Origin of the sequence: Palleronia marisminoris (assembly GCF_900172315.1) — a bacterium.
Lineage (GTDB): Bacteria > Pseudomonadota > Alphaproteobacteria > Rhodobacterales > Rhodobacteraceae > Palleronia > Palleronia marisminoris.
Map to the genome: position 1 here is coordinate 1 of NZ_FWFV01000014.1, position 19,925 is coordinate 19,925.

The window sequence follows — 19,925 nt, forward strand, 5'->3', positions numbered from 1 at the left end:
ATCGATGACAGATCCGGGCTGGTGAAGCGGGGTGATCGTGATATCGTCTTCCAAGGCGTATCGCTCCTTCGGGAGGTTCTGGCAGGCTTTGACACCCGCCACGATACGCCGCCTTCTCAGGCCCCATTACCCAAAATCTCGCATAGCTCCGTCCGGTCCGTGCGAACGCTTTTCGCAAGCCGCCTTGTGCCAGCGCCCGGCGATCTCCAGGAGCGCGTTGCAGGCGGTCTACGTACGCCTAGGCACAACGCCTGCACGGCTGGCAAGCGCGACAAGGCTCAGTCGCGCGATCCCCCGCTGCTTAAGTCGGCCAAGCGGTCTCAGACGCCCGCGGCTGCCGTTCCGAACTTCTTCAGCATCGCGGGAAGCCGCCGAGTCAGGAGCTCTCCGATACGGCGAGCGAGCCACTTGAGAAAGAGAGGGAGCGCATACCCGTAGTTGACCTCCGCTGACGCCTTGATCGCCACAATGAAGGCAAGACCATCAGCGTGTCCGTGCGGTTCGTCGAACATGCCGTGACACCCCAAGATGCGGGAATGTCGATCAACCGGATGTCGTTGCCAGTTGGGTGGATCTGCCAGCTTTCCGCGAAATGAAGGAATGGCGGGGTTCTCCGAGGTCGAGAGCAAGGCGGTCTGAGAAAAACCGTCGGTGCCTGGTTCATTTCCGGCGTTTGCGCCTGCGCGAGGTCGTGTTTCCGATGGCGGAACGAGAACCCGCCTCCGGCAGGCCCGGCGTGGTCAAGAGGGCCACGTCTAGGCGGAAGCGGGTCAGATGGGCAGGGGGTGGATCGTGGCACGAGGGCGACCGGCGTCCTCCCAGAGGAAGGCCAGGGTGATCGGCAGGCGGAAGCGGCGGGGGCCGGCGGCGCCAGGGTTCAGCCAAAGGATGCCGCCGGCTTCCTCGATGGCGGGCTTGTGGGAGTGGCCAGAGATCACGACGTTCCACCCCTCGGCTCCCGGATCGGCCTGCAGGGACTTGCGGTCGTGGATCATGTGGATCCGCAGGCCCTCGATCGTGAGGGTCACCGTTTCGGCCAGGACTCCGGCCCAGTCGCCGCGATCGATATTGCCGCGGATTGCAGTCACCGGCGCGATGCGCGCCAGCGCGTCGAGGTGGTCTGGATCGCCGATATCGCCCGCGTGCAGGATGCGGTCGACGCCTTCGAGAGCCTCCAACGCCTCGGGGCGGAGCAGGCCGTGCGTGTCGGAGATGACGCCGATGCGTCCTCGTAGGGGCGGCTGGTCGAGTGCGGGCATTGGCGCAGCTCCTGTTCAGCGAAGGAATGGGCGGTGCGGGGCGCGCAATGCCTCGGCTTCGCCGGCCAGCGCCGCCAGCTCGATGCCGACGTCAGTCGCCATACCAGAGACATGCGTCGTGCGTACCTGCGCGCCCGGGACCATCGTCGTGACCGCGTTCTGCAGCCCGATGACGTAGCTGATTGCCATCACCGTCAGGGCCTCGCCGGTCTGCTGGGGACGGGTCACGAGCAAAGCTCCGAGGCCAGGAGCAAGGCGGCCTCCTCCTCGGCTCGAGCCGCGGCCGAAGCTCATCTGCCTGCGGATCGCATGGCGCAGTTCGGGAGGCCGCGAGGGAGGGCGACCGCTCATCTTCAATCCTCGAACCTGTCGCGCCGCAAGCGGTAGGTGCGGGGCCGGTCCGGGACGTAGCGTCCGGGGAGGCGGTGCAGAAGATCCCGCGCCGCCTCCTGAAGTGACCGGTTACCGGCGATCTCGGCGAACACCTCGCAGTCGAGGTAGATATGATCCGCGTCGATCCAGCCGGCGAATTCTCCCTCGGCCTCGGTTCCTTCAGGAAGGGAGGTGAAGCGGTCAGGCGTGCGCACGAGCGCGGTCAGCCGATCCATCATGCCGTCGAGTCCGTTCGCGCGTTTTTCGCCGGCCGCGTTGTGCCAGAGCCCGGCGTTCTCAAGGAGCGCGTTCCAGGCGGTCTCCGTTCGCCATGGCACAACGCCCGCGCGGCTGGCGAGCTCGCCGGCGATGGCGACAAGGGCCAGTCGCGCGATCACCCGCTGCGCGGGGCCATCAAGTGGACCCAGGCGCTTTGTCGCTGCCCGCTCGAACATCTTGAGCATCGCCGGCAGCTGCTCAGTCTCGAGCTTGCCGATACGTGGGACCAGCCAGTCAAGATAGGCCGGGAGTGCATGTCCATGGTTGGCTTCCGCTGCTGCCTTGATCGCCATGGCAAAGTCGTGACCATCTGCATGTCCGTGCAACTCATCGAATACGCCGTGACGCCAGGCGGACGCGGGGATATCGATCAACTGCGCGCTGCGCGGGCGACCGTGGATTTGCCGCTCGACGTCTTGCTGTGGAGATTGATGCCGACCGTATCGAGGCGCGAAGGCCCAAGAAGCGGCCCCACGAAGCCCATGGCCACGCCCGCGATGAGCGCGGGGTTGCCGACCGACCAGCGACCGATCGTGGTCTGCCAGTCTTCAAGGGTTCCCGATACGGGCATTGGCGTGGCGCCCGACAGCCGCACTATCTCCGTGATCGGCCGCGATGCGCAGACCTCGCCGTCAGGACGGATGAACACGGAGGCGCCGTTCGGCAGGTCGAGCCAGCCTGGGCGGTCGGCGAGATACCCTGTAGCGTCGACATCCCAAGCCTTGATCAATGCCGTGAGGTCTGCAGGTTTGCCGCGAAGATCGAGACCAACATGGGTCAGGGCGTTGACCACGGCCGCGGGACGTGTGCTCAGCTCCGCAACCGGCACGATGACAGTGCGGATCCGCCCGTCGAAATCCCGCAGGGCGATCTCGAGAGGCCTGCCGGTCCCGTCGGGAGTTCGCAGGCGGCGGAGGACGCGGATCGGACTGCAGACCGGGGCATAGTCTCCAGCCTTGGTCAGCTGATACAACAGACCGATATCGAGGAAATACAGATATCCTCTCGGCAGCTCCTCCTCCATCTCGCGCAGGAAGGTCTCCGTCTCCGTTTCCTCTCGCGGCGCCTCGTCATCCGCGGGCGCGTGTTCGTCCGCCGAGACGATCGGGACGGGGAGATGCGTACGGGCCTCGTCGTCTGGATGAGGCTCACCTGGATCGTGGTGGGGCATATCTTGCGGTCTCCGTGGAAGGTCTCCACGAATATGCTGTCAGAGACCCCCGTGTGTCATGCACTTGTCCAAAGGTATTTTGAAATCCGATGGCGATACGAATGGAGCCATTGGACACGAGCTCGCTCCCGGGCATCGGACCGACCATTGGACAGGTCAGACGGTCTGGCGCGATATCCTGCTGGGCGGCGCCGCTACTACCACGGCGGGCAATCGTTTCATGGAAGGCCACAGGTGACCGTGTCGTGTTTCACTTGGTGCGGGCCGTACGACGCTGTCCAACGGTCCGACTGTCCAAGGCGTTGAGCGCGGAGGGCGGTTCCAGCCGGAGGAACCGCCGCTCTCTCCACGCCAGCTCCGAACGTGGGATAGCAGGTCGCGGGCTCGCATTGCCGGCGCTGTCCAACAGTCCAACAGTCCAAGGCGTCGAGCGGGTAGGACGGCTCCAGCCGCAGGAACCGCCGCTCGCTCGACGCCTGCTCCGAATGCGAAATAGCAGGTTGTGAGCTTGCATCGCGGGCGGTTGAACAGGAAAACCGGCGCCGTCCGCGTTGATGATGCCAAGGAAACCGAAGTGGAAGACCCGGACGCACTGGAGGCGACACGGCGGTTGACGCTGGCCTGGCTCAACAAGACCTTCGGCCTTGGGATTGGTGACTGGAGGCGCAGCCAATCGGCTCTGCGGGAAGGCATGGTCGCCATCGCGACGGTGATCGAGAAAAAGTCCTGACTGTGTGACGGCCACGGACGCCAAGCCTCGTCATTTTCATCACGACCCTCCCTTCGGCACCGGCGGAACGGGTGTCAGAGGCTCGGGCACTGGTGCCGTCAGCATCTTGTCCCGCCCGGACATGATGTCGCCCTGCACCTGTTCGGCCAGGCGCTGCACATCGCGACGGCGGATGTCGTCCAGCGCCTTGGCCACTGCGGCCTCATCCCAGCCAAGCCGACGGAGCCCCTCGGCCCCCATCAGCAAGGCCGATTCGGCTGTCTCGCGGATCTCATAGTCCACGCCTGCGCGGATCAGTTCCATCGAATGGCCACGATCGTAGCTGCGCGCCAGCACTGCAGCATTCGGGAACTCGTGCTGGACCTGTTCGACAATGCTGTTGACGGCGTGTCGATCATCGACACAGATCAAGATCACCTGCGCCTGCGCAGCGCCCGAGCTGCGTAGAATGTCCAGCCGCATGCCATCGCCGAAATAGACCTTGTACCCGAAGCGCGCAGCCTCGCGGATACGGTTGGGGTTGTTGTCGATCACCGAAACCTGCGCGCCCCACGCCAGCAGCACTTGCACAGCGATCTGACCGAAACGCCCGAAGCCGATCACAAGGACCTGTCCGCCCAGCTTGCTTGCCGGCTCCACCCCATCCAGCGTTGACCCAGGATCACGCAACAGCCTGTCGGCAGCGATCAAGATCAGCGGCGTGATCGCCATGGACAATATCACGACGGTCGAGAAGATCGCATTTTCCCGCCCGTCGATGACCTCGCCTGCCACCGCGGCCGTATAGAGGACGAAGGCAAATTCGCCCCCTTGCGCGAACATCACAGTGCGGCGCAACGCGGCGAGATTGGTCCCGCCAAAGGCCCGCGCTGTGGCATAAATGGCGACAGCCTTGACCAGCACATAGACCAGCAACATGGCCAGCAGCAGCGGCCATTCCGCCGCGACGACGGCCAAGTTCAACGACATGCCGACAGCAAGAAAGAACAGCCCCATCAACAAGCCCTTAAATGGCTCGATATCGCTTTCGATCTGGTGGCGATAGCTGGAGCCGGACAGCAGGACGCCGGCCAGAAACGCGCCCATTGCCATCGACAGGCCCACCGCCTCCATCAGGAGGGCCGCGCCCAGCACGACCAGCAGCGCCCCCGCGCTCAGCACCTCGCGGGCACGGGCGCGCGCCAGAAGGGCAAAGAACGGCCCCAGCAGCCAATAGCCCGTCACTAGCAGCGCGGCCAGCCCGGCCAGCGCCAGCGCCACGGCACTCAGCCCGCCACTGCCTTGTCCGACGGGCGACAGAAAGGCCACAACCGCCAGCAAGGGCACGATCAACAAATCTTCGAACAGAAGGATCGAGACGGATTTCTGCCCCTCGGGGCTGGCGATCTCTTTGCGCTCCTGCAAGGTCGACATGATCACCGCTGTCGAGGACAGCACGAACCCGGCTCCGGCAATGAAGGCCGTGACCGGTGGAAACGCGAAGACCGCCGCGCCCGCCAGCGACAGCAAGGCAATCGCGAGGCTCACCTGAGCCAGCCCCAGCCCGAAAATCTGCGCCCGCAGCGCCCAGAGCTTTTGCGGTCGCAACTCCAGCCCGATGATGAACAGGAACATCACCACGCCAAGTTCTGCGAAATGCAGGATCGTGTCGGGGTCCGTGAACAGTCCGAGCACGGATGGTCCGACCAGCGCCCCGGCGGCGAAGTACCCCAGCACCGACCCAAGCCCCAGTCGCCGGAACAAAGGCACGGCAATGACCGCTGCGCCCAACAGCACGACCACAGGGCCGATGGTCGGGCCCAATCCTCCTACGGCCATCGGCTTAACCCTCTCAAATGGCAACGCCGGCGCGCGGTGGCGCCGAGTGTCGCGTGCATAGTTGCACCAGCGCGGGTCACCTCGGCTGCTGGCAATGGCTTTTTCGGCTCCAGACCTGCGTTGATCAACGAGCGGCGCAGTTCATCGACTGGGGGCGGCGGCAGCATCTTCATTGCTTCGGATGGTGTGCCGACCGCAGCGAGCGTGTTATTGGACATCACGTCTCGGGCCGGCCAAACACGTCGTGCCATTCAGGATGGCGGTCGAACTTTGCCTTCGCGAACGGGCAGATTGGTAGGATGACGACTTTTTGCGCCGCGCATCATCGGTCGCCTGTCGCACCAGCCTCTCTCTGATCTTGCGGCCACGCAGGGCCGCAGAAACTTCGGTGTGGTCAATGATGATCATCCCGGCGCCGGCGCGGCTGTAGGTCATCTCGGCCTCGTGGCCATCGATGACCAAGTGGTAACGTCCCTTCGACGCGCCATCTTCCCGTTCAACCTTGACGTCGCTGGGCGTGGGCGCAGCCTTTTCAAGGCTCGCGTTCTGCCGCCGCACCTGGCGCGGTTGCCCTTGTGCGCATTCCAGAAGGTCGCGGTCCCACTTGCCTAGGTCGGCGGCCGCCTCGTAGGTCGGGACCAGGAAAGCCATCAGGGCTTCGTCGGGATCGGCTGCACTCTGCACGGCATCGTAGGGCAATATGAATTCCGACAGGCCGTCATGCCAGAAGGCCGCATCGGGTCTGATCAGCGCGCTGCGATAACCGCCCGGCACAGGATAGGCGTAGGCATAGAAGGCCGGATAGTCGATCCCGTTACCGCCCGGCCAGAAACCTGCCGAGGACACTTCGCGGTCATAAGCTTCCCGCGCCACGTCGTCGGGGAGGGACGGAACGCCGGCAGGGTGGAGTGGCGCACGTCGCCCCGAGAAACGCGTGACCGCAAGATCCAGCGCGCCCCAGAACAGGTGAACGGGACTGAACTTGTCGAGAAAGGAGGTCCGGAACCTGCCCATCACCCTGTCGATCGCCACAAGGGCCTGATGGTAGCGCTGTACGGAGTCCCGGTCATAGGGTCGGTCCCGATGATCCTCTCTGAACGGGACTGGGTCAGGCACCTCGTTTGGGGTGTCGTTGAAACTCGACGTGCCCCCGAGGTCGGTAATCAGCTGCACGAAGTTCGCGCGGAACGCCGCGACCGTGGTCGGCCCGAGCGCGAACATTGCAGCGCGGCCGCTGCCGCAGGTGCCCACGATCTTGTGCTCCAAGAAATTGAACCTGAATTCGATGCCGGGACCGTCCGGTATGGTCGACGATGTCAGGCCTGTTGGCGTAACATAGAATGTCGCGTTCCAAGCATGGTTGAGCCAAGGCGTGTGCGCCAGCCTGTATTTGCCGACGATCTGCAGGTACAGATGCAGGGCGGAACAGCTCTCACGCCATTCAAGGTGGTCGAGTTGGGGCCATTTGGTGCTCATTGCGCGTTTCTCCGTTCAGCATCTGTTCCTTCGGGGAACCAGTCACTTGATATCGGGTCGCTCGCGTTGCGCCCCGCCGATAGGTCCGTTGGCGCGGGTCAATTCGGCAAGGGGATGTGCTCATCGCGGTCATCGGCCGGAAGATCAAAGCGCCCCTTACCCCAGTTAGCGGTGCGCCATTCGATCTTGGCCGCTTCGATACGCTCCTGCGATGAGGCGACGAAGTTCCACCAGATGTAACGGGGGCCGGGAAAGGTCGCGCCTCCAAGGATCATCAGCCGCGCGCCCCGCTCGCCGGCGGCGACCGTGATCCTGTCGCCCGGACGGAAGACCATCATCCGACCCGCATCGAAATCCTGTCCCGCGACCGAGATGGAGCCGTCAACGATGTAGATGCCCCGGTCTTCGTGATCATCCGGCATCGGCAGCCGGCTTCCCGGCTCGAGCTGAACATCGGCGTAGAAGGTTTCCGACAGCATCGTCGCAGGAGCGGTCTGGCCATAAGCGCTGCCGAGGATAAGCCGCACCGAGACGCCACTGTCCTCGATCATCGGCAACGTCTCCTTGCCGTGATGCTCGAAACTGGGTGCCACATCTTCATGTGCGTCAGGCAGGGCCAGCCACGTCTGGATTCCGAACAGGCCGTTGGGACCGCTGCGGGCCGCAGCGGAGGTCCGCTCCGAATGGGTCACGCCGCGCCCGGCGACCATCCAGTTCAGCGCGCCGGGGCTGATGATCTGGTCGGCGCCGGTGCTGTCCCGATGGTGGAAGTCGCCGCGATAAAGATAGGTCACCGTGCCAAGGCCGATATGCGGATGTGGCCGGACGTCGATGCCCTGGCCGGTCAGCAGTTCGGCCGGCCCGGCCTGATCGAAGAAGATGAACGGTCCCACCATCTGCCGCTTTGGGGCGGGCAGGGCGCGCCGGACCTCGAAGCCGCCGAGATCGCGGGACCGCGGAACGATGAGCGTTTCGATCGCGTCCACGCTGACATCGTCGGGACAGCCCGGTTCGAGTGCAGGATTCCAGCTCATTGATGTGATCCTTTTCGATCAGGGTTCATTCAGAATTGCGGGTCCAGCGCGTCCAGCGCAGCGCAGACGCCGGCGCCATACTCAGGATGGACTTGTTGGAAGAGGTCGATCTGCCGCTCGATGATCTCAACAGGTACACTGCGCATTGCTGCTGCAACGTTGGTAAACAGTCGATCTTTCTGTGCGGCGTCGAACAACTCGAACAGCGCCCGCGGCTGACTGAAATCGTCGGTGCCGTCCCGATGATCGAACCTGGCAGCCGGACCATTCAGGTCGAGCGGCGGTTCGGTGAACGCGCTGTCCTGCCGTGGGCCGCCGAAGCTGTTTGGCTCGTAGTACGCATCGGGACTGGCCGCGTTGGCGAAGAAACGCATGGCCCCGTCCTTGTGGTAATGATGGACCGGGCATCTCGGCCTGTTGACCGGCAGCGCTTCGTAATGGGTTCCGAGCCGATAGCGATGTGCATCCGCGTAAGCGAAGATCCGGCCCTGAAGCATCCTGTCCGGTGAGTGGCCGATGCCCCGGACGACATTCGACGGGCTGAAGGCCAGAAGCTCGACCTCGGCGAAATAGTTGTCGGGATTGCGGTTGAGTTCGAGCATGCCAATCTCGATCAGCGGGAAGCCCGCGTGGGGCCAGACCTTTGTAAGGTCGAACGGGTTGAACGATAATGCGCCCGCCTCGGCCTCCGTCATGATCTGAACCTGCACGGTCCACTGGGGAAACTCCCCAGCCTCGATCGCGCCGAACAGGGCTTCCTGATATCCCTCGCGCGTTTCACCGATGACCTTCTCCGCCTCGGCGTGGGTATAGTGGCGATGTCCTTGCCGCGTCTTGAAGTGGAACTTGACCCAGACCCGCTCGCCTTTGTCATTCCACAGGCTGTAGGTGTGACTGCCGTAACCATTCATGTGCATCGGGCTGACGGGGAGACCTCGGTCGGAAAAGAGCATCGTTATCTGGTGCAGGCTCTCGGGCGACAGCGACCAGAAGTCCCACATCGCCGTCGGCGACCGCAGATTGGTCCGCGGGTGGCGTTTCTGCGTATGAATGAAGTCGGGGAACTTGAGCGGATCACGAACGAAGAAGACCGGCGTGTTGTTGCCGGCGAGGTCCCAGTTGCCTTCCTCCGTGTAGAACTTGAGCGCGAAGCCACGCACGTCCCGTTCATGGTCGGCCGCGCCCATTTCTCCGGCCACGGTAGAAAAGCGCGCAATCATCGGCGTCTCAGTGCTGGGTTGCAGCACACGGGCGCAGGTCAGATGCGAAATGTCGCCTGTGATCTTCAACGTTCCATGCGCGCCCCAGCCCTTGGCGTGGACGACGCGCTCGGGAATCCGCTCGCGGTTCTGGTGCGCCAGTTTCTCGATCAGATGCCAGTCCTGCATAAGGACCGGTCCCCGATCGCCCGCAGTGAGGCTGTTCTGGTTGTCAGCGACCGGCGCGCCGGCTGTGGTTGTGAGACGGAGTGTCGAAGGTTCTTGAGGAGGCATCGTCGGTCCTGTTCAATCGAGCCATGCCGGCTTCCGGCTTAGTGCGCTTGCCGTCTCGTGATCATGCTGGCAGGCGACAGATTCTGCACAGAACTGCGCATTGATCAGAGTTCTAGCGGACGAATTAAGGCTCTACGTCGCTGGATCTGCTGCAAAGATGCCAATCTTGCGACTTGGTTCCGTGGCCGGTCGGCCTTAGACGGCGACCTTCGCGCTGCCGGGGTGACCTGTCTGCGCCCGGCAGCGCTGCTTGTGCTAGGCGCTGAAGCAGCAGGCCTTGATGCCGGCGTCAATGGCGATGACCTGCCTGTCGAGTTCGGCCCTCGTGACGTTTTTGCCTTGGATGATCATCCGCATGTAGAGGGGGGAAAAGAGCAGATCGAGCGCCAGCTCCCTGTCGAGGTTCTCGTGCAGTTCGTGGCGGTTGATGGCGCGATCCAGCAAACCATGCCCGAACTGTCGGCGTGCCATGGCAGCGCGGTCCAGTACCGTCGCCAGTTCGCCCGATCGCAAGCGTTCGGCGACCAGATCGGCGATGATCCGGCGGACCAGTGGATGCCGCAGCACAGTGCGCGTGGCTTGAAGAAATGCTCGGGCATCCGCTTTCAGAGATCCATGATCGGTGGGATCCAGCATCGCGATCTCAATGCTGGCGATCGCGTCCGACGCGAACTCGCGTTTCGAGGCCCATCTCCGGTAAATTGCGGCCTTGCCGATCCCCGCGCAGGCAGCCACGCGTTCAAGGCTTATCCCCACATATCCGGTTCTTGCCCACTCCTCGAACAATGCCCGAAACAACTTGTCCGTCAGGTCAGGGCGGATCACTGCCGCTCCGCTCGGTTTGCGCTTCTTACTGACGCCGATACTCTTGCGTTCCATCCACTACCTCTTTAATGTGAACGGAGCGGTATCGTTCCGATCATGCCGTGTGAAGAGGTGGTCGAGGTGGGGTAATGCCGCCTCACAGGAGACACGACATGGTACGGCCTGCGTATGCGTCTTCCTCGCAATGGTACTATGACGGACCACTGGGGTCCTATGTGCGCACGTTGAAATCCCCGGGCGGAGTCCTCGATCTCTTCGAAGTAGCGCGACCGGCCGGGGATATGTCTCGCCCGGGGCTGCCGGATATCGTGCTGTATCAGGACATGATGGGCAGTAGCCGTGTGAGCGGGGACTTGGGCGGGGGACGGTTCGATATAACGAGCGAGAAAGGTGGCATCTGCCTCGCCGCGCCGAACTTTTCCACCTCCGCGATCATGGAAGAAAGCCATCAGCTTCGCAGCTTGGCGTTCCCGACGGCGCAGTGGCAAAGCGTGCTCGATGAAGCCGGCGAGGGTCGGTTCTCGTTCGACAGTGCCTCGATCTACGGTCACATGTTCGACTCGCCGGCCATCAGATCCCTGCTCCGGAACCTGTGGGTCCTTGGCGATGAAGAAGGTGCGCCCTCGCGTCTGCTGGCGCGGGCCGCAGGCTGCGAGATCCTGGCCGAGCTGTGTCGGCTGAGCGGGACACCGTTCGCGCCAGCAAAGGGCGGCCTTGCGCTCTGGGCCGAGCGGCGCTGCGTGGACCTGATGCGCGCGAGGCTCTCGGAGGATATCTCCCTTGATGAACTGGCCGCCGAGGCGCAGCTCTCTCCGTTCCATTTCGCCCGCATGTTCAAGCAAAGCGTCGGCGTGCCGCCACGAGTGTACCTGACGCGGTTGCGCATGGAGAAGGCCTGCGAACTGCTCGAACAGACGGACCTGTCGATTACTGAGATCGCGCTCGAGGTCGGGTATTCGTCCAACCAGGTCCTCGCCCGGGTATTCGTCAAGCATCAACGCATGAGTCCTACTGATTATCGTCGGGCGGTTCGCAACCCGCCGCGCCGAGTGCTGGGAGCGGCGACTACAGCATCCAACGCACAGCGATGAACGTGCCAGCCTATTCTTCGTATCTGCAATGGTATAGCGAGGGTCAGCTCGGGTCCTATGTGCGAACACTAAGATCAGCCGGCGAAATGCTCAGTTTGCTGGAGGCCGCGCCGCCACCCGGAGACAATTCCGGCCCCGCTGTTCCGGATCTCGTCCTGGCCCAGGACATGCTTGGAGGGAGCAAAGTCACCGGCAACTTGGGAGGGGGGCGTTTTGACGTAATGAGCAAAAAAGGGGGCTTGTTCCTGGCGGCACCGCACTTTGCACGTACTTCTATCGTGGACATCAACCATCAGATACGCGCCGTGGCATTTCCTGTCGCGCAGTGGCAGACTATCATGGAAGAATCCGTAGACGGCCAATTTGCATTCGACTTTGCCCGTGTCCATGACGGAATGTTTGACTCGCCTGCAATCCGGTCAACGCTTCGGAAGCTATGGTCTCTTTGCGAAGACGAAGGGGCGCCCTCGCGTCTGCTGGCGCGTGCGGCAGGCTGCGAAATCCTCGCCGAACTCTGCCGCTTAGGCGGGGCGCCGTTTACTCCGGCCAGAGGAGGCCTTGCGTCTTGGGCCGAGCGCAACGTGCGGGATCTGATGCGCGCGCGGCTTTCGGAGGATATCAGCCTCGACGAACTGGCCGCTGAGGCGCAGCTGTCGCCATTTCATTTCGCCCGCATGTTCAAGCAGAGCGTCGGTGTGCCTCCACGCGTTTACCTGACGCGTTTGCGGGTGGAGAAGGCGTGCGAACTCCTCGAGCATTCGGACCTTCCGATCACGGAGATCGCACTGGACGTCGGGTATTCGTCGAACCAGGTTCTCGCCCGGGTGTTCAGCAAGCACATGTGCGTGACGCCGTCCGACTATCGGCGCGCCGTTCGAGATCCTGTGCGCAGTTTTGCGCTACGGTAATTTTCACTGGCTCCGGCTGCAGGCACAGCGCCCCGGCTCTGAATCGCTCGGCCCACCAGATCAAGGTCATTGGACTTGAGCGTTCCACGCCGCTTCTGCCACGCTGAGCTGCTCAGAACACGGAGGATTGCCGAAGTGGCGCTGGCCTCGTCCGTACTTCAGCGGGCCGGCGTCATGGAACATGAGCGCGGCCCGGTCCCGCGGCCCGCGCCGTAGTCGCCGTCAATCCACTGCTTCGGCCGCCTGTCGGATCACGTCGGCCACGTCGGCGGGGTTTGTCATTGTCAACATGTGACCATTCTCGATTTCCACGACCGTCGAACCGGCCCGCTCCGACATCTGCCGCTGCAGGTCGGGGGGAATGGTCCGGTCGAGGGTGGCGATGACCGACCAACTCGGCTTCTCGGCCCACGCCGCCGATTGTGTCTCGTATTCGAGGATGGACGCGTTGGATGCTGCCTGCGACCTTGCGACGAAGATGGCGTCTTCAGCCGACAGACCGTTGCCGACGACCGAGAGAAAGCCGTCTTCATGGATCAGGTAGTGGCCATCTTCGAAGACCGTGAGCATGTCGGACGACAACGCGCCCGGATTGGAGGCCAGCAGGCTCCCGCCGCTTTCCCCTGCATCGGGTTGGAACGCGGCGACGTAGACGAGGCCCCTGACGTCCGGGTTCACGCCGACTTCGCTGATCACCACGCCGCCGTAGGAATGCCCGACCAGCAGGATCGGACCATCTTGAACGTCGACGATCCGCTGGACCGCGGCAATATCGTCCTCGGTGGAGGTCAGCGGCATCTGCACGACCGTGACCTTGTAGTCCTCTGCGGTCAGGCGGTCATAGACGGCGCGCCAGGTGCTGCCGTCGACATTCGCGCCATGGACGAGAACGATGTTGTTCACATCGGCGAGCGCCGCGCCTGACTGCGCGGTCACGACACCGACAGCCATGGCGCTGGAAATCAGGAGAGCTTGTAGATTGTTCATGATCTGGGTCTCGTTTTGATGTTGCTGCAGGGAGTCCGGTCTGCGCGAGTTGTCATGTCGGCATTCGGTTTTCGGGCATCGAGAACGTATCGGTGCCATTGTTTTCCATCGGTAGAACGCGACCAAGGAAGTCACGGATCAGCGTTGCAATTTCGCCGGCGTGGGTTTCCAATGCAAAGTGTCCGGCATCCAGAAGATGAACCTCGGCGTTCGGAAGGTCGCGCTTGTAGGCTATAGCGCCTGCGGGGATGAAGGCCGGATCATAGCGCCCCCACGTCGCCAGTAGCGGCGGACGATGCTGGCGGAAATACGACTGGAAGTCCGGATAGCGCGCCACATTGGTGCGGTAGTCACGGATCAGGTCGAGCTGGATATCCTCCGCGCCGGGCCGCGCCATGTAGGCGATGGCGAGTTCGTATCCGTCGGGAGAAAGAAGCTCCGGGTCGGCTCCAGTTCCGTATTGCCAGTTCCTGATCGTGTCGAGTGACAACGACGGTCGGCAAGCTTCGCGGTTAGCTTCGCTCGCACCGCGCCAATAAGCCTCCCACGGTCCCCACTGGTCGCTGAAGCCATCGACATGGGCGTTGCCGTTCTGGCTGATGATTGCGGAAACTCGCTCGGGGTGGCGCATTGCCAGACGCAGACCAGCCGGCGCGCCGTAATCGAAGATGTAAAGCGCACACCGGTCGAGCGACAGCGAGTCGGTGAACCCTTCGATCACGTCGGCGAGCCGGTCGAAGTTGTAGTCGAACGCCCCGCGTGGCGGTGACTTGGTCTGGCCGAAGCCAGGCAGGTCGGGCGCAATGAGCCGATAGCTATCAGCCAGAAGCGGAATCAGGTCACGAAACATGTGGCTAGCCGTCGGGAACCCATGCAGCATCAGGATAACAGGCGCGTCGGCCGGCCCGGCTTCGCGATAGATTACGTCGACCCCGCCGACCGGTTGGGTCTTGAATCTTGTACGTCTGGATTTGGAGTGCATCTCGAGTTTGCTCCGGATTGTTGAGCATTGGCAGGGGCGTCACTGACTTCGGTGGTCATCACCCTAGGACAGCCGCATTGTCGACCAACGACCGCTAGGCCCGGTCGGACTGCGGGCGATCACCTTGAGAATTGTCAGCCTTGTGGGGTGACCCTGGCGCTCGGTTCACTGAAATGCGGCGCCGAGGCTGCCGCGTTGGTGCGATTCTTGCGGCCTTTGCGACTTTCAGGTGGTGGCGCATCTCGACCAGCAGGACCGGGTTCGAGGACAGGCACTGAGGGATCGGCGATTGTCCGGACGGAGGCCGTGGTCCGCATCGGGCGATGTCAAAGGCCCGGAGATGACATTCTTTTGGCTCTTGGCCCCTGTCCACGTCTGTCGCGTTCTGGCGATGGGCCGGGACCACGGCCTGGCCCCGCCTGTGCGAATCGAAGGTCAGCAAGATCGGCACCAATCCGGCAGCCTCCGCGACGCGAGGCGCGGGAACGCTCGCTACGGTGTAGCCATGGGTCGGTGCATCGCGGCCCCGGCCTTCCCTGCAACATCCGGCAACCGCTGAAACCCGACCGAAGGAACGGCAACCATGGCAATCATCACCACATCGGACGGCACAAACCTCTTCTACAAGGACTGGGGACCGAAAGACGCCCAGCCGGTCTTGTTCCATCACGGCTGGCCGCTCAGCGCAGATGATTGGGACAACCAGATGCTGTTCTTTCTGGCCGAGGGTTATCGCGTGATCGCGCATGATCGGCGTGGGCACGGCAGGTCCGACCAGACCGACACCGGCAACGATATGGACACCTACGCGGCGGATGTTGACGAGATCGTCAAGGCGCTGGACTTACAGAACGCAATCCATATCGGCCATTCGACGGGTGGAGGCGAGGTTACGCGCTATGTCGCCCGGGCCGAGCGCGGCCGCGTGGCCAAGGCCATACTGATCGCTGCCATTCCGCCCCTCATGGTTCAGTCCGATGCGAACCCGGATGGTGTGCCGCTTGAGGTTTTCGATGCATTTCGATCCGCGGTGGCGGCGAACCGGGCCCAGTTCTTTCTCGATGTGCCAAGCGGACCTTTCTACGGCTTCAACCGAGAGGGCGCGACCGTCAGCAACGGCCTGATCGGCAATTGGTGGCGCCAGGGCATGGCCGGCGGCGCAAAGGCGCATTATGATTGCATCGCGGCTTTTTCCGAAACCGACCTAACCGAAGACCTGAAAGCGATCGCCGTTCCGGTCCTGTTCCTGCACGGCGAGGATGACCAGGTCGTCCCAATCGCGAACTCGGCGCACAAGGCGATCAAGCTGGTGCAGGACGGCACGTTGAAAACCTATCCAGGCTTGTCGCACGGCCTGTTCGCCACGCATCCTGAAGTCGTGAATCCGGATCTGCTGGCCTTCATTCGCGCCTGATACGCCTTCGTCATAGGTGAACGGCGGTTGCGAGACTCGCGACCGCCGAAAGCGGTATATTACTCAGGTCTGAGACCAGAGCGCTCTTTGGTCGGCGGAATTTGCTTGATTCACAGGACCACTGGTGTGTTCAACCCGAGCCCGATCGGGCCGTACCAGACGTTTGAGGCAACAGGATAAAAGCGATGCGTGTTCTAGAGGTTGCCATCGCCGGCTTCGGGGGCGTGTGGCGCGCTACGACCGATCTTCTGCTGGCCCGCCGGATCGCTATCGGCGCGTCTATGGCGCCGACGTTTGCCTAGACGCGGTCTGCGGATCGCTCGCCGGCCTGGCCGATCCCTTCGGCCTGGAACCGGGGCGCCTGAACACCATTGAGCCAGGTCTGTCAGGCCCGGATTTCATCGGAACGAGCGGCGACGACATTCGCGTCGAGGCAGGGCCAAGCGATTTGCGCACCGGTAACCGGGCCTTGCCTACATCCGCTCATCCCTCACGGCCGGGCGCCACGCCATCGTCATCTCGAAGGGGGCGCTCGTCTATAGCGGGCCGGAACTGCGCGCTCTGGCGGGGCGTCCGGTTCGATGCTGAAGCTCGGCGGCGCGGCCGCCGCAGCCCTGCCGACCATCGCCCTCATCGAACAGAGCTTGAAGGGCTGCGAGGCTCCTCGTCGTACTGGCGGACCGATCGCCGTCTACGATAACACTCGTTCGTCGCGACCGAGATTGCATTGCTCAGGGCACGCTTGGAAGCCGACCTGCCGACGCTGGACATAGGCCTTGGCGCGCAACGGATCGCCGCAGCTCTCCGCGCTCGCGTCTACCCGGGGCCGACGAAAGAAATCAGCTTATTGCCACCTAAGCTTGCAAGCTCTGGCGAATTCGACCCTCTCGGCCCTTCGCGCGACGTTCATGTGTTGCACTGGCATGTCGACACTTTCGAGCTGCCTCGTGGCTACAGCCTTCTCGCGTCGACACCTGTATTCCGGCACCGGGCATTTTCTTGCGGGCCGAACGTGCTCGGGCTCCAGTTTATCCCGAAGTTCACGGCATCGATTTCGAACACTGGCTCAGGACACGCAAATAAACTGGCGACCGCCAGTCTCAGCGCCGCGCGGCTGCGCAGCTATGCCGAACGATATGGCGGCACTCTCGAGAAAGCCGGCGCCGTGATGCTGGCGCAATGGGTGTCATGCCCCACTCGATGATGGCTGCCATGGCAATGGTAGGCGGAGTTGCATCAAGACGGAGCCAACCTCGGTCCTCCCCGAACCGCCCGGCGATATTCGGAAGGACTCGTGTGCCGATGTTTAAGGAACACCCGCGCGAGCACCTGATTTGAAGAGTAGCCGACCTCTAGCGCAATCTGAGTGATTGGAAGGTCAGTCTGTTCAAGCAGTTCGCAGGCTTTCTCCACGCGCAATCGCGTCAGGTAGACGCGTGGCGGCATGCGGAGGCTTTGCTTGAACATGCGGGCGAAATGAAACGTTGAGAGCTCAGCCTCGGCCGCCAGTTCGTCAAGGGTGATATCTTCCGAAAGTCGGGCCCGCATCAGTTCCAGACAGCGCCGCTCTGCCCACGGCGCCAGTCCCCCGCGTGCCGTAGTGAGCGGCGAGCCAGCCAAGCGGCAAAGCTCGGCCAGAATCTCGCAACCGGCGGCCTGCGCCAAAAGTCGCGACGGCACACCCTCCTCATCGCAAAGACGCCAAAGCTGGTGCTGTAAAGACCGGATCCTGGGCGACGTGAACGCTCCGCGGTGCAAAGCACCGAAATCGAGAGAGGAGGCCCGATTCGGGGCGTTCTCGAACATATGGCTCCAAGAACTGACAGGAAACGCTATGGAGCGAATCTGGTGGTCGCTGTCGACTCTGATCGAGTTGGCGAAACTCGGCGCGGCAAGGAAGAAGTGGCCTCGCTGTGTCGTCGCATTGAAGCGTCCCGAGCCAAGGTCGGCGCTAACGCCAAAGCCCCCCCGAAGATCGTGGTGCAGGACGAGCTCGGGCACGGCGGGGTCCGACATCTCGACCGCTGGCATGGCAGTTTCGATCAGGTTGAGAAAGCCGCCGGAGGATTTTATCGTCCGGACATAGGGCGCAAACGGGCCGCCACGGAACCACTGGACGAAGGAGGAATAGCGTGGCGGCGTCATTTTCATTCCCCTGCCGTCTCAAGCGCTGCGCTTGCGGATACAGAGATCTGGCGCACCGGATCGCGCACCGCCCGGCGATAGTCGGACGGGCTCATGCGTCGATGCTTGATGAACACCCGCGCGAACACCTGGCTCGACGAGTAGCCGACCGTTAGCGCAATCTGAGTGATTGGAAGGTCGGTCCGTTCAAGGAGCTCGCAGGCTTTCTCCACGCGCAAACGCGTCAGGTAGACCCGTGGCGGCACACCGACGCTTTGCTTGAACATGCGGGCGAAATGAAACGGAGAGACCTTTGCCTCGACTGCCAGATCATCAAGAGAGATGTCTTCCGAGAGCCGCGCGCGCATCAGTTCAACGGAGCGCCGCTCGGCCCAAGGCGCGAGGCCGCCCTTGACTTGCCCGAACGGTGCCCCGCCCAATCGGCAGAGTTCGGCTAGGATCTCGCAGCCTGCCGCCTGCGCCAGCAGGCGCGACAGCATGCCCTCCTCAATCCGCAGAGCCCACAGGTTCCGAATCGCGAACCGGATAGTGGGCGACGCGAACGACCCCATGCTTAAATCCCGATAGTCTATGAAAAACTGGCCGTCGGTGGCTTCATCCAGAACGGACTGCCACTGCGCCAACGGAAACGACAAGCTGCGAAGCTCATGAGCGGCGTCAACAATGACCGTATTTGCGAACCTCAGAGCGGAGAGAAAAAAACCGCCCTTTTCGCTCCCTACATCGAACCGCTCCCCTCCCATATCTCCGATGACGCGGCTGCCGCCATGCAGATCTTGATAGAGGACGATATCCGGGACGGCAGGATCAGACATGTCGCCGGCCGGCTGCGCGGCTTCAAGCAGATGAATTGCACCACCTGCGGACGTCGTCGTGCGCACATAGCTCGCCAAGTGGCCGGCGCTATACCATTGGGCAAAAGAGGTATAGGCCGGCATGCTCATGCTGTGTCTCCAACGCTATCGGTGATCGGGCCGATCCGTCCGCCCCGCTCGCGCTTCGATCGGCGTCATTGCTCGATGCAAGCGTTTCCCTTTCAGGTCGCATGAAAAAATACCTGCGGTAATCCACGTGTCCGCGGCGCCCGCAACGGCTCTGAAGCCCCCGTCGAAGATCGTTTCGGCCCCTGTTCACAGCATGGCGCGAACGCTACCGTTCCATCGACAATGGGGGAATTCTGGATGGAACGCAAGAGTATCGACGCGGGGAAAAGCGGGCGAAAACCGAGTGGGGCAGCGGTCATCCGGCCTGAACTGACCACAACGCTTTTCAAGGCGTTGTTTGAGGAGTGGGCAGAGACCGGCTATGCAGCAATAAGCTTGGAGCGCGTAGCGGCACGGGCGGGCGCAGGCAAGGCGGCAATATACCGGCGATGGCCGTCGAAAGTGGAGTTTGCGTGCGATGCGATACAGGTCGTTTGCCTCGGCCTGCCTGATTTAGGCGATTGCTGCTCCTTACGGAAAGAACTTGACGCATTTCTTCGAAAAACGCGGGTGGTTCTCCGACATCCGATGATCCGCAAGATCATCCTGGATGCGGCAGCTGAACGAGACAGAACTCCCGAGCTTTCGGCGGTACTGGACGCCGTGGTTGCCGCGCGCCGACGATTCGGAAACGGAATGCTGGATCGCGCTATCGCCCGCAACGAATTGCAACCCGACCTCGACAGGGAGCTTGCACTCGATCTTCTCGTATCGTCCATCTACATGCGTATGATCTTGCGACGAAAAAACGTTTCAATCGCTGAACTCGACAAGCAGGCGGTTGTGATTGAATCCGCGATCAAGGCCTGCTGACGATTCGCCTGCCTGCACAGCAGGCACCTGCGTATTCAGCCGCGAGACCCATACCCGTGCGAGCAATCGTTCCGAAACTATTCACAGGCCACTGATGCGAAGTTCCGTAAATGTGGGATCTCGAGAATTCGTCGGCGTTAGTAGG

At 62.6% G+C, this 19,925-nt stretch carries 20 protein-coding genes; 6 read left to right on the top strand and 14 right to left on the bottom strand.

The genetic code is table 11. The features are described from left to right. Window positions 1-320 precede the first annotated feature (320 nt). From PAM7066_RS16680 to PAM7066_RS16700, 5 genes are all read right to left on the bottom strand, one after another. A complete protein-coding gene (locus tag PAM7066_RS16680) occupies window positions 321-512 on the bottom strand; it encodes a hypothetical protein (protein ID WP_085855361.1) in 192 nt (63 codons plus the stop codon). A gap of 258 nt (window positions 513-770) precedes the next feature. Then, window positions 771-1,259, bottom strand: coding sequence for a metallophosphoesterase family protein (locus PAM7066_RS16685; RefSeq protein WP_085855362.1), 489 nt, complete (start codon window positions 1,257-1,259; stop codon window positions 771-773). 15 nt (window positions 1,260-1,274) lie between these two features. After that, a complete protein-coding gene (locus PAM7066_RS19405) occupies window positions 1,275-1,487 on the bottom strand; it encodes a DUF1275 family protein (RefSeq protein ID WP_245749734.1) in 213 nt (70 codons plus the stop codon). Between the two features lie 125 nt (window positions 1,488-1,612). Then, on the bottom strand, window positions 1,613-2,284 hold the full coding sequence (locus PAM7066_RS16695) for a hypothetical protein (RefSeq protein WP_139215040.1): 672 nt from the start codon (window positions 2,282-2,284) through the stop codon (window positions 1,613-1,615). Beyond that, on the bottom strand, window positions 2,281-3,081 hold the full coding sequence (locus tag PAM7066_RS16700; protein WP_085855365.1) for a DUF927 domain-containing protein: 801 nt from the start codon (window positions 3,079-3,081) through the stop codon (window positions 2,281-2,283). The genes PAM7066_RS16695 and PAM7066_RS16700 overlap by 4 nt, the downstream gene beginning before the upstream one ends. A 523-nt stretch (window positions 3,082-3,604) precedes the next feature. Between PAM7066_RS16700 and PAM7066_RS16705 the strand changes: the two genes are divergently transcribed. Then, window positions 3,605-3,811: a hypothetical protein gene (locus PAM7066_RS16705; protein WP_085855366.1), complete on the top strand. Its 207-nt coding sequence runs from the start codon at window positions 3,605-3,607 to the stop codon at window positions 3,809-3,811. Window positions 3,812-3,850: 39 nt separating this feature from the next. On the opposite strand, the gene PAM7066_RS16710 is transcribed toward PAM7066_RS16705, so the two are convergent. From PAM7066_RS16710 to PAM7066_RS16730, 5 genes are all read right to left on the bottom strand, one after another. Further along, window positions 3,851-5,614: a monovalent cation:proton antiporter-2 (CPA2) family protein gene (locus PAM7066_RS16710; protein ID WP_245749735.1), complete on the bottom strand. Its 1,764-nt coding sequence runs from the start codon at window positions 5,612-5,614 to the stop codon at window positions 3,851-3,853. Between the two features lie 222 nt (window positions 5,615-5,836). Next, window positions 5,837-7,105, bottom strand: coding sequence for a DUF5996 family protein (locus tag PAM7066_RS16715; protein WP_245749736.1), 1,269 nt, complete (start codon window positions 7,103-7,105; stop codon window positions 5,837-5,839). A 98-nt stretch (window positions 7,106-7,203) separates the two neighbouring features. Next, a complete protein-coding gene (locus PAM7066_RS16720) occupies window positions 7,204-8,139 on the bottom strand; it encodes a pirin family protein (protein WP_085855368.1) in 936 nt (311 codons plus the stop codon). A 29-nt stretch (window positions 8,140-8,168) separates the two neighbouring features. Beyond that, window positions 8,169-9,632, bottom strand: coding sequence for a catalase (locus PAM7066_RS16725; RefSeq protein WP_085855369.1), 1,464 nt, complete (start codon window positions 9,630-9,632; stop codon window positions 8,169-8,171). 255 nt (window positions 9,633-9,887) lie between these two features. Continuing rightward, entirely contained in the window at window positions 9,888-10,511 is a 624-nt protein-coding gene (locus PAM7066_RS16730) for a TetR/AcrR family transcriptional regulator (RefSeq protein WP_085855370.1), read from the bottom strand. 98 nt (window positions 10,512-10,609) lie between these two features. Here PAM7066_RS16730 and PAM7066_RS16735 point away from each other — a divergent pair, with 98 nt between their 5' ends. Together PAM7066_RS16735 and PAM7066_RS16740 are read left to right on the top strand one after the other, a co-directional pair. After that, window positions 10,610-11,548: an AraC family transcriptional regulator gene (locus PAM7066_RS16735; protein ID WP_085855371.1), complete on the top strand. Its 939-nt coding sequence runs from the start codon at window positions 10,610-10,612 to the stop codon at window positions 11,546-11,548. Next, a complete protein-coding gene (locus PAM7066_RS16740; RefSeq protein WP_085855372.1) occupies window positions 11,545-12,456 on the top strand; it encodes a helix-turn-helix domain-containing protein in 912 nt (303 codons plus the stop codon). Before PAM7066_RS16735 ends, PAM7066_RS16740 begins: the two co-directional genes overlap by 4 nt. A gap of 222 nt (window positions 12,457-12,678) precedes the next feature. Here the strand turns inward: PAM7066_RS16740 and PAM7066_RS16745 are convergent, their stop codons facing one another. Further along, complete coding sequence (locus tag PAM7066_RS16745) at window positions 12,679-13,542, bottom strand: alpha/beta hydrolase (protein WP_217639992.1); 864 nt, start codon at window positions 13,540-13,542, stop codon at window positions 12,679-12,681. Further along, the gene (locus tag PAM7066_RS16750; protein ID WP_085855373.1) at window positions 13,496-14,425 is read right to left on the bottom strand and encodes an alpha/beta fold hydrolase; all 930 of its coding nucleotides are present in this window, start codon (window positions 14,423-14,425) and stop codon (window positions 13,496-13,498) included. Before PAM7066_RS16750 ends, PAM7066_RS16745 begins: the two co-directional genes overlap by 47 nt. A 583-nt stretch (window positions 14,426-15,008) precedes the next feature. On the opposite strand from PAM7066_RS16750, the gene PAM7066_RS16755 reads away from it, so the two are divergent. Together PAM7066_RS16755 and PAM7066_RS18725 are read left to right on the top strand one after the other, a co-directional pair. Beyond that, window positions 15,009-15,839 (top strand): alpha/beta fold hydrolase, encoded by an 831-nt coding sequence (locus PAM7066_RS16755; protein ID WP_085855374.1) that lies wholly within the window; start codon window positions 15,009-15,011, stop codon window positions 15,837-15,839. Between the two features lie 742 nt (window positions 15,840-16,581). Continuing rightward, entirely contained in the window at window positions 16,582-17,043 is a 462-nt protein-coding gene (locus tag PAM7066_RS18725; RefSeq protein WP_139215041.1) for a type 1 glutamine amidotransferase family protein, read from the top strand. A gap of 32 nt (window positions 17,044-17,075) precedes the next feature. On the opposite strand, the gene PAM7066_RS16765 is transcribed toward PAM7066_RS18725, so the two are convergent. Next, the gene (locus PAM7066_RS16765) at window positions 17,076-17,990 is read right to left on the bottom strand and encodes an AraC family transcriptional regulator (RefSeq protein WP_245749738.1); all 915 of its coding nucleotides are present in this window, start codon (window positions 17,988-17,990) and stop codon (window positions 17,076-17,078) included. Next, window positions 17,987-18,928, bottom strand: a complete 942-nt coding sequence (locus PAM7066_RS16770) for an AraC family transcriptional regulator (RefSeq protein WP_085855376.1) — start codon at window positions 18,926-18,928, stop codon at window positions 17,987-17,989. Before PAM7066_RS16770 ends, PAM7066_RS16765 begins: the two co-directional genes overlap by 4 nt. A gap of 237 nt (window positions 18,929-19,165) precedes the next feature. Between PAM7066_RS16770 and PAM7066_RS16775 the strand changes: the two genes are divergently transcribed. Beyond that, window positions 19,166-19,780: a TetR-like C-terminal domain-containing protein gene (locus tag PAM7066_RS16775; protein ID WP_085855377.1), complete on the top strand. Its 615-nt coding sequence runs from the start codon at window positions 19,166-19,168 to the stop codon at window positions 19,778-19,780. Window positions 19,781-19,925: the final 145 nt, after the last annotated feature.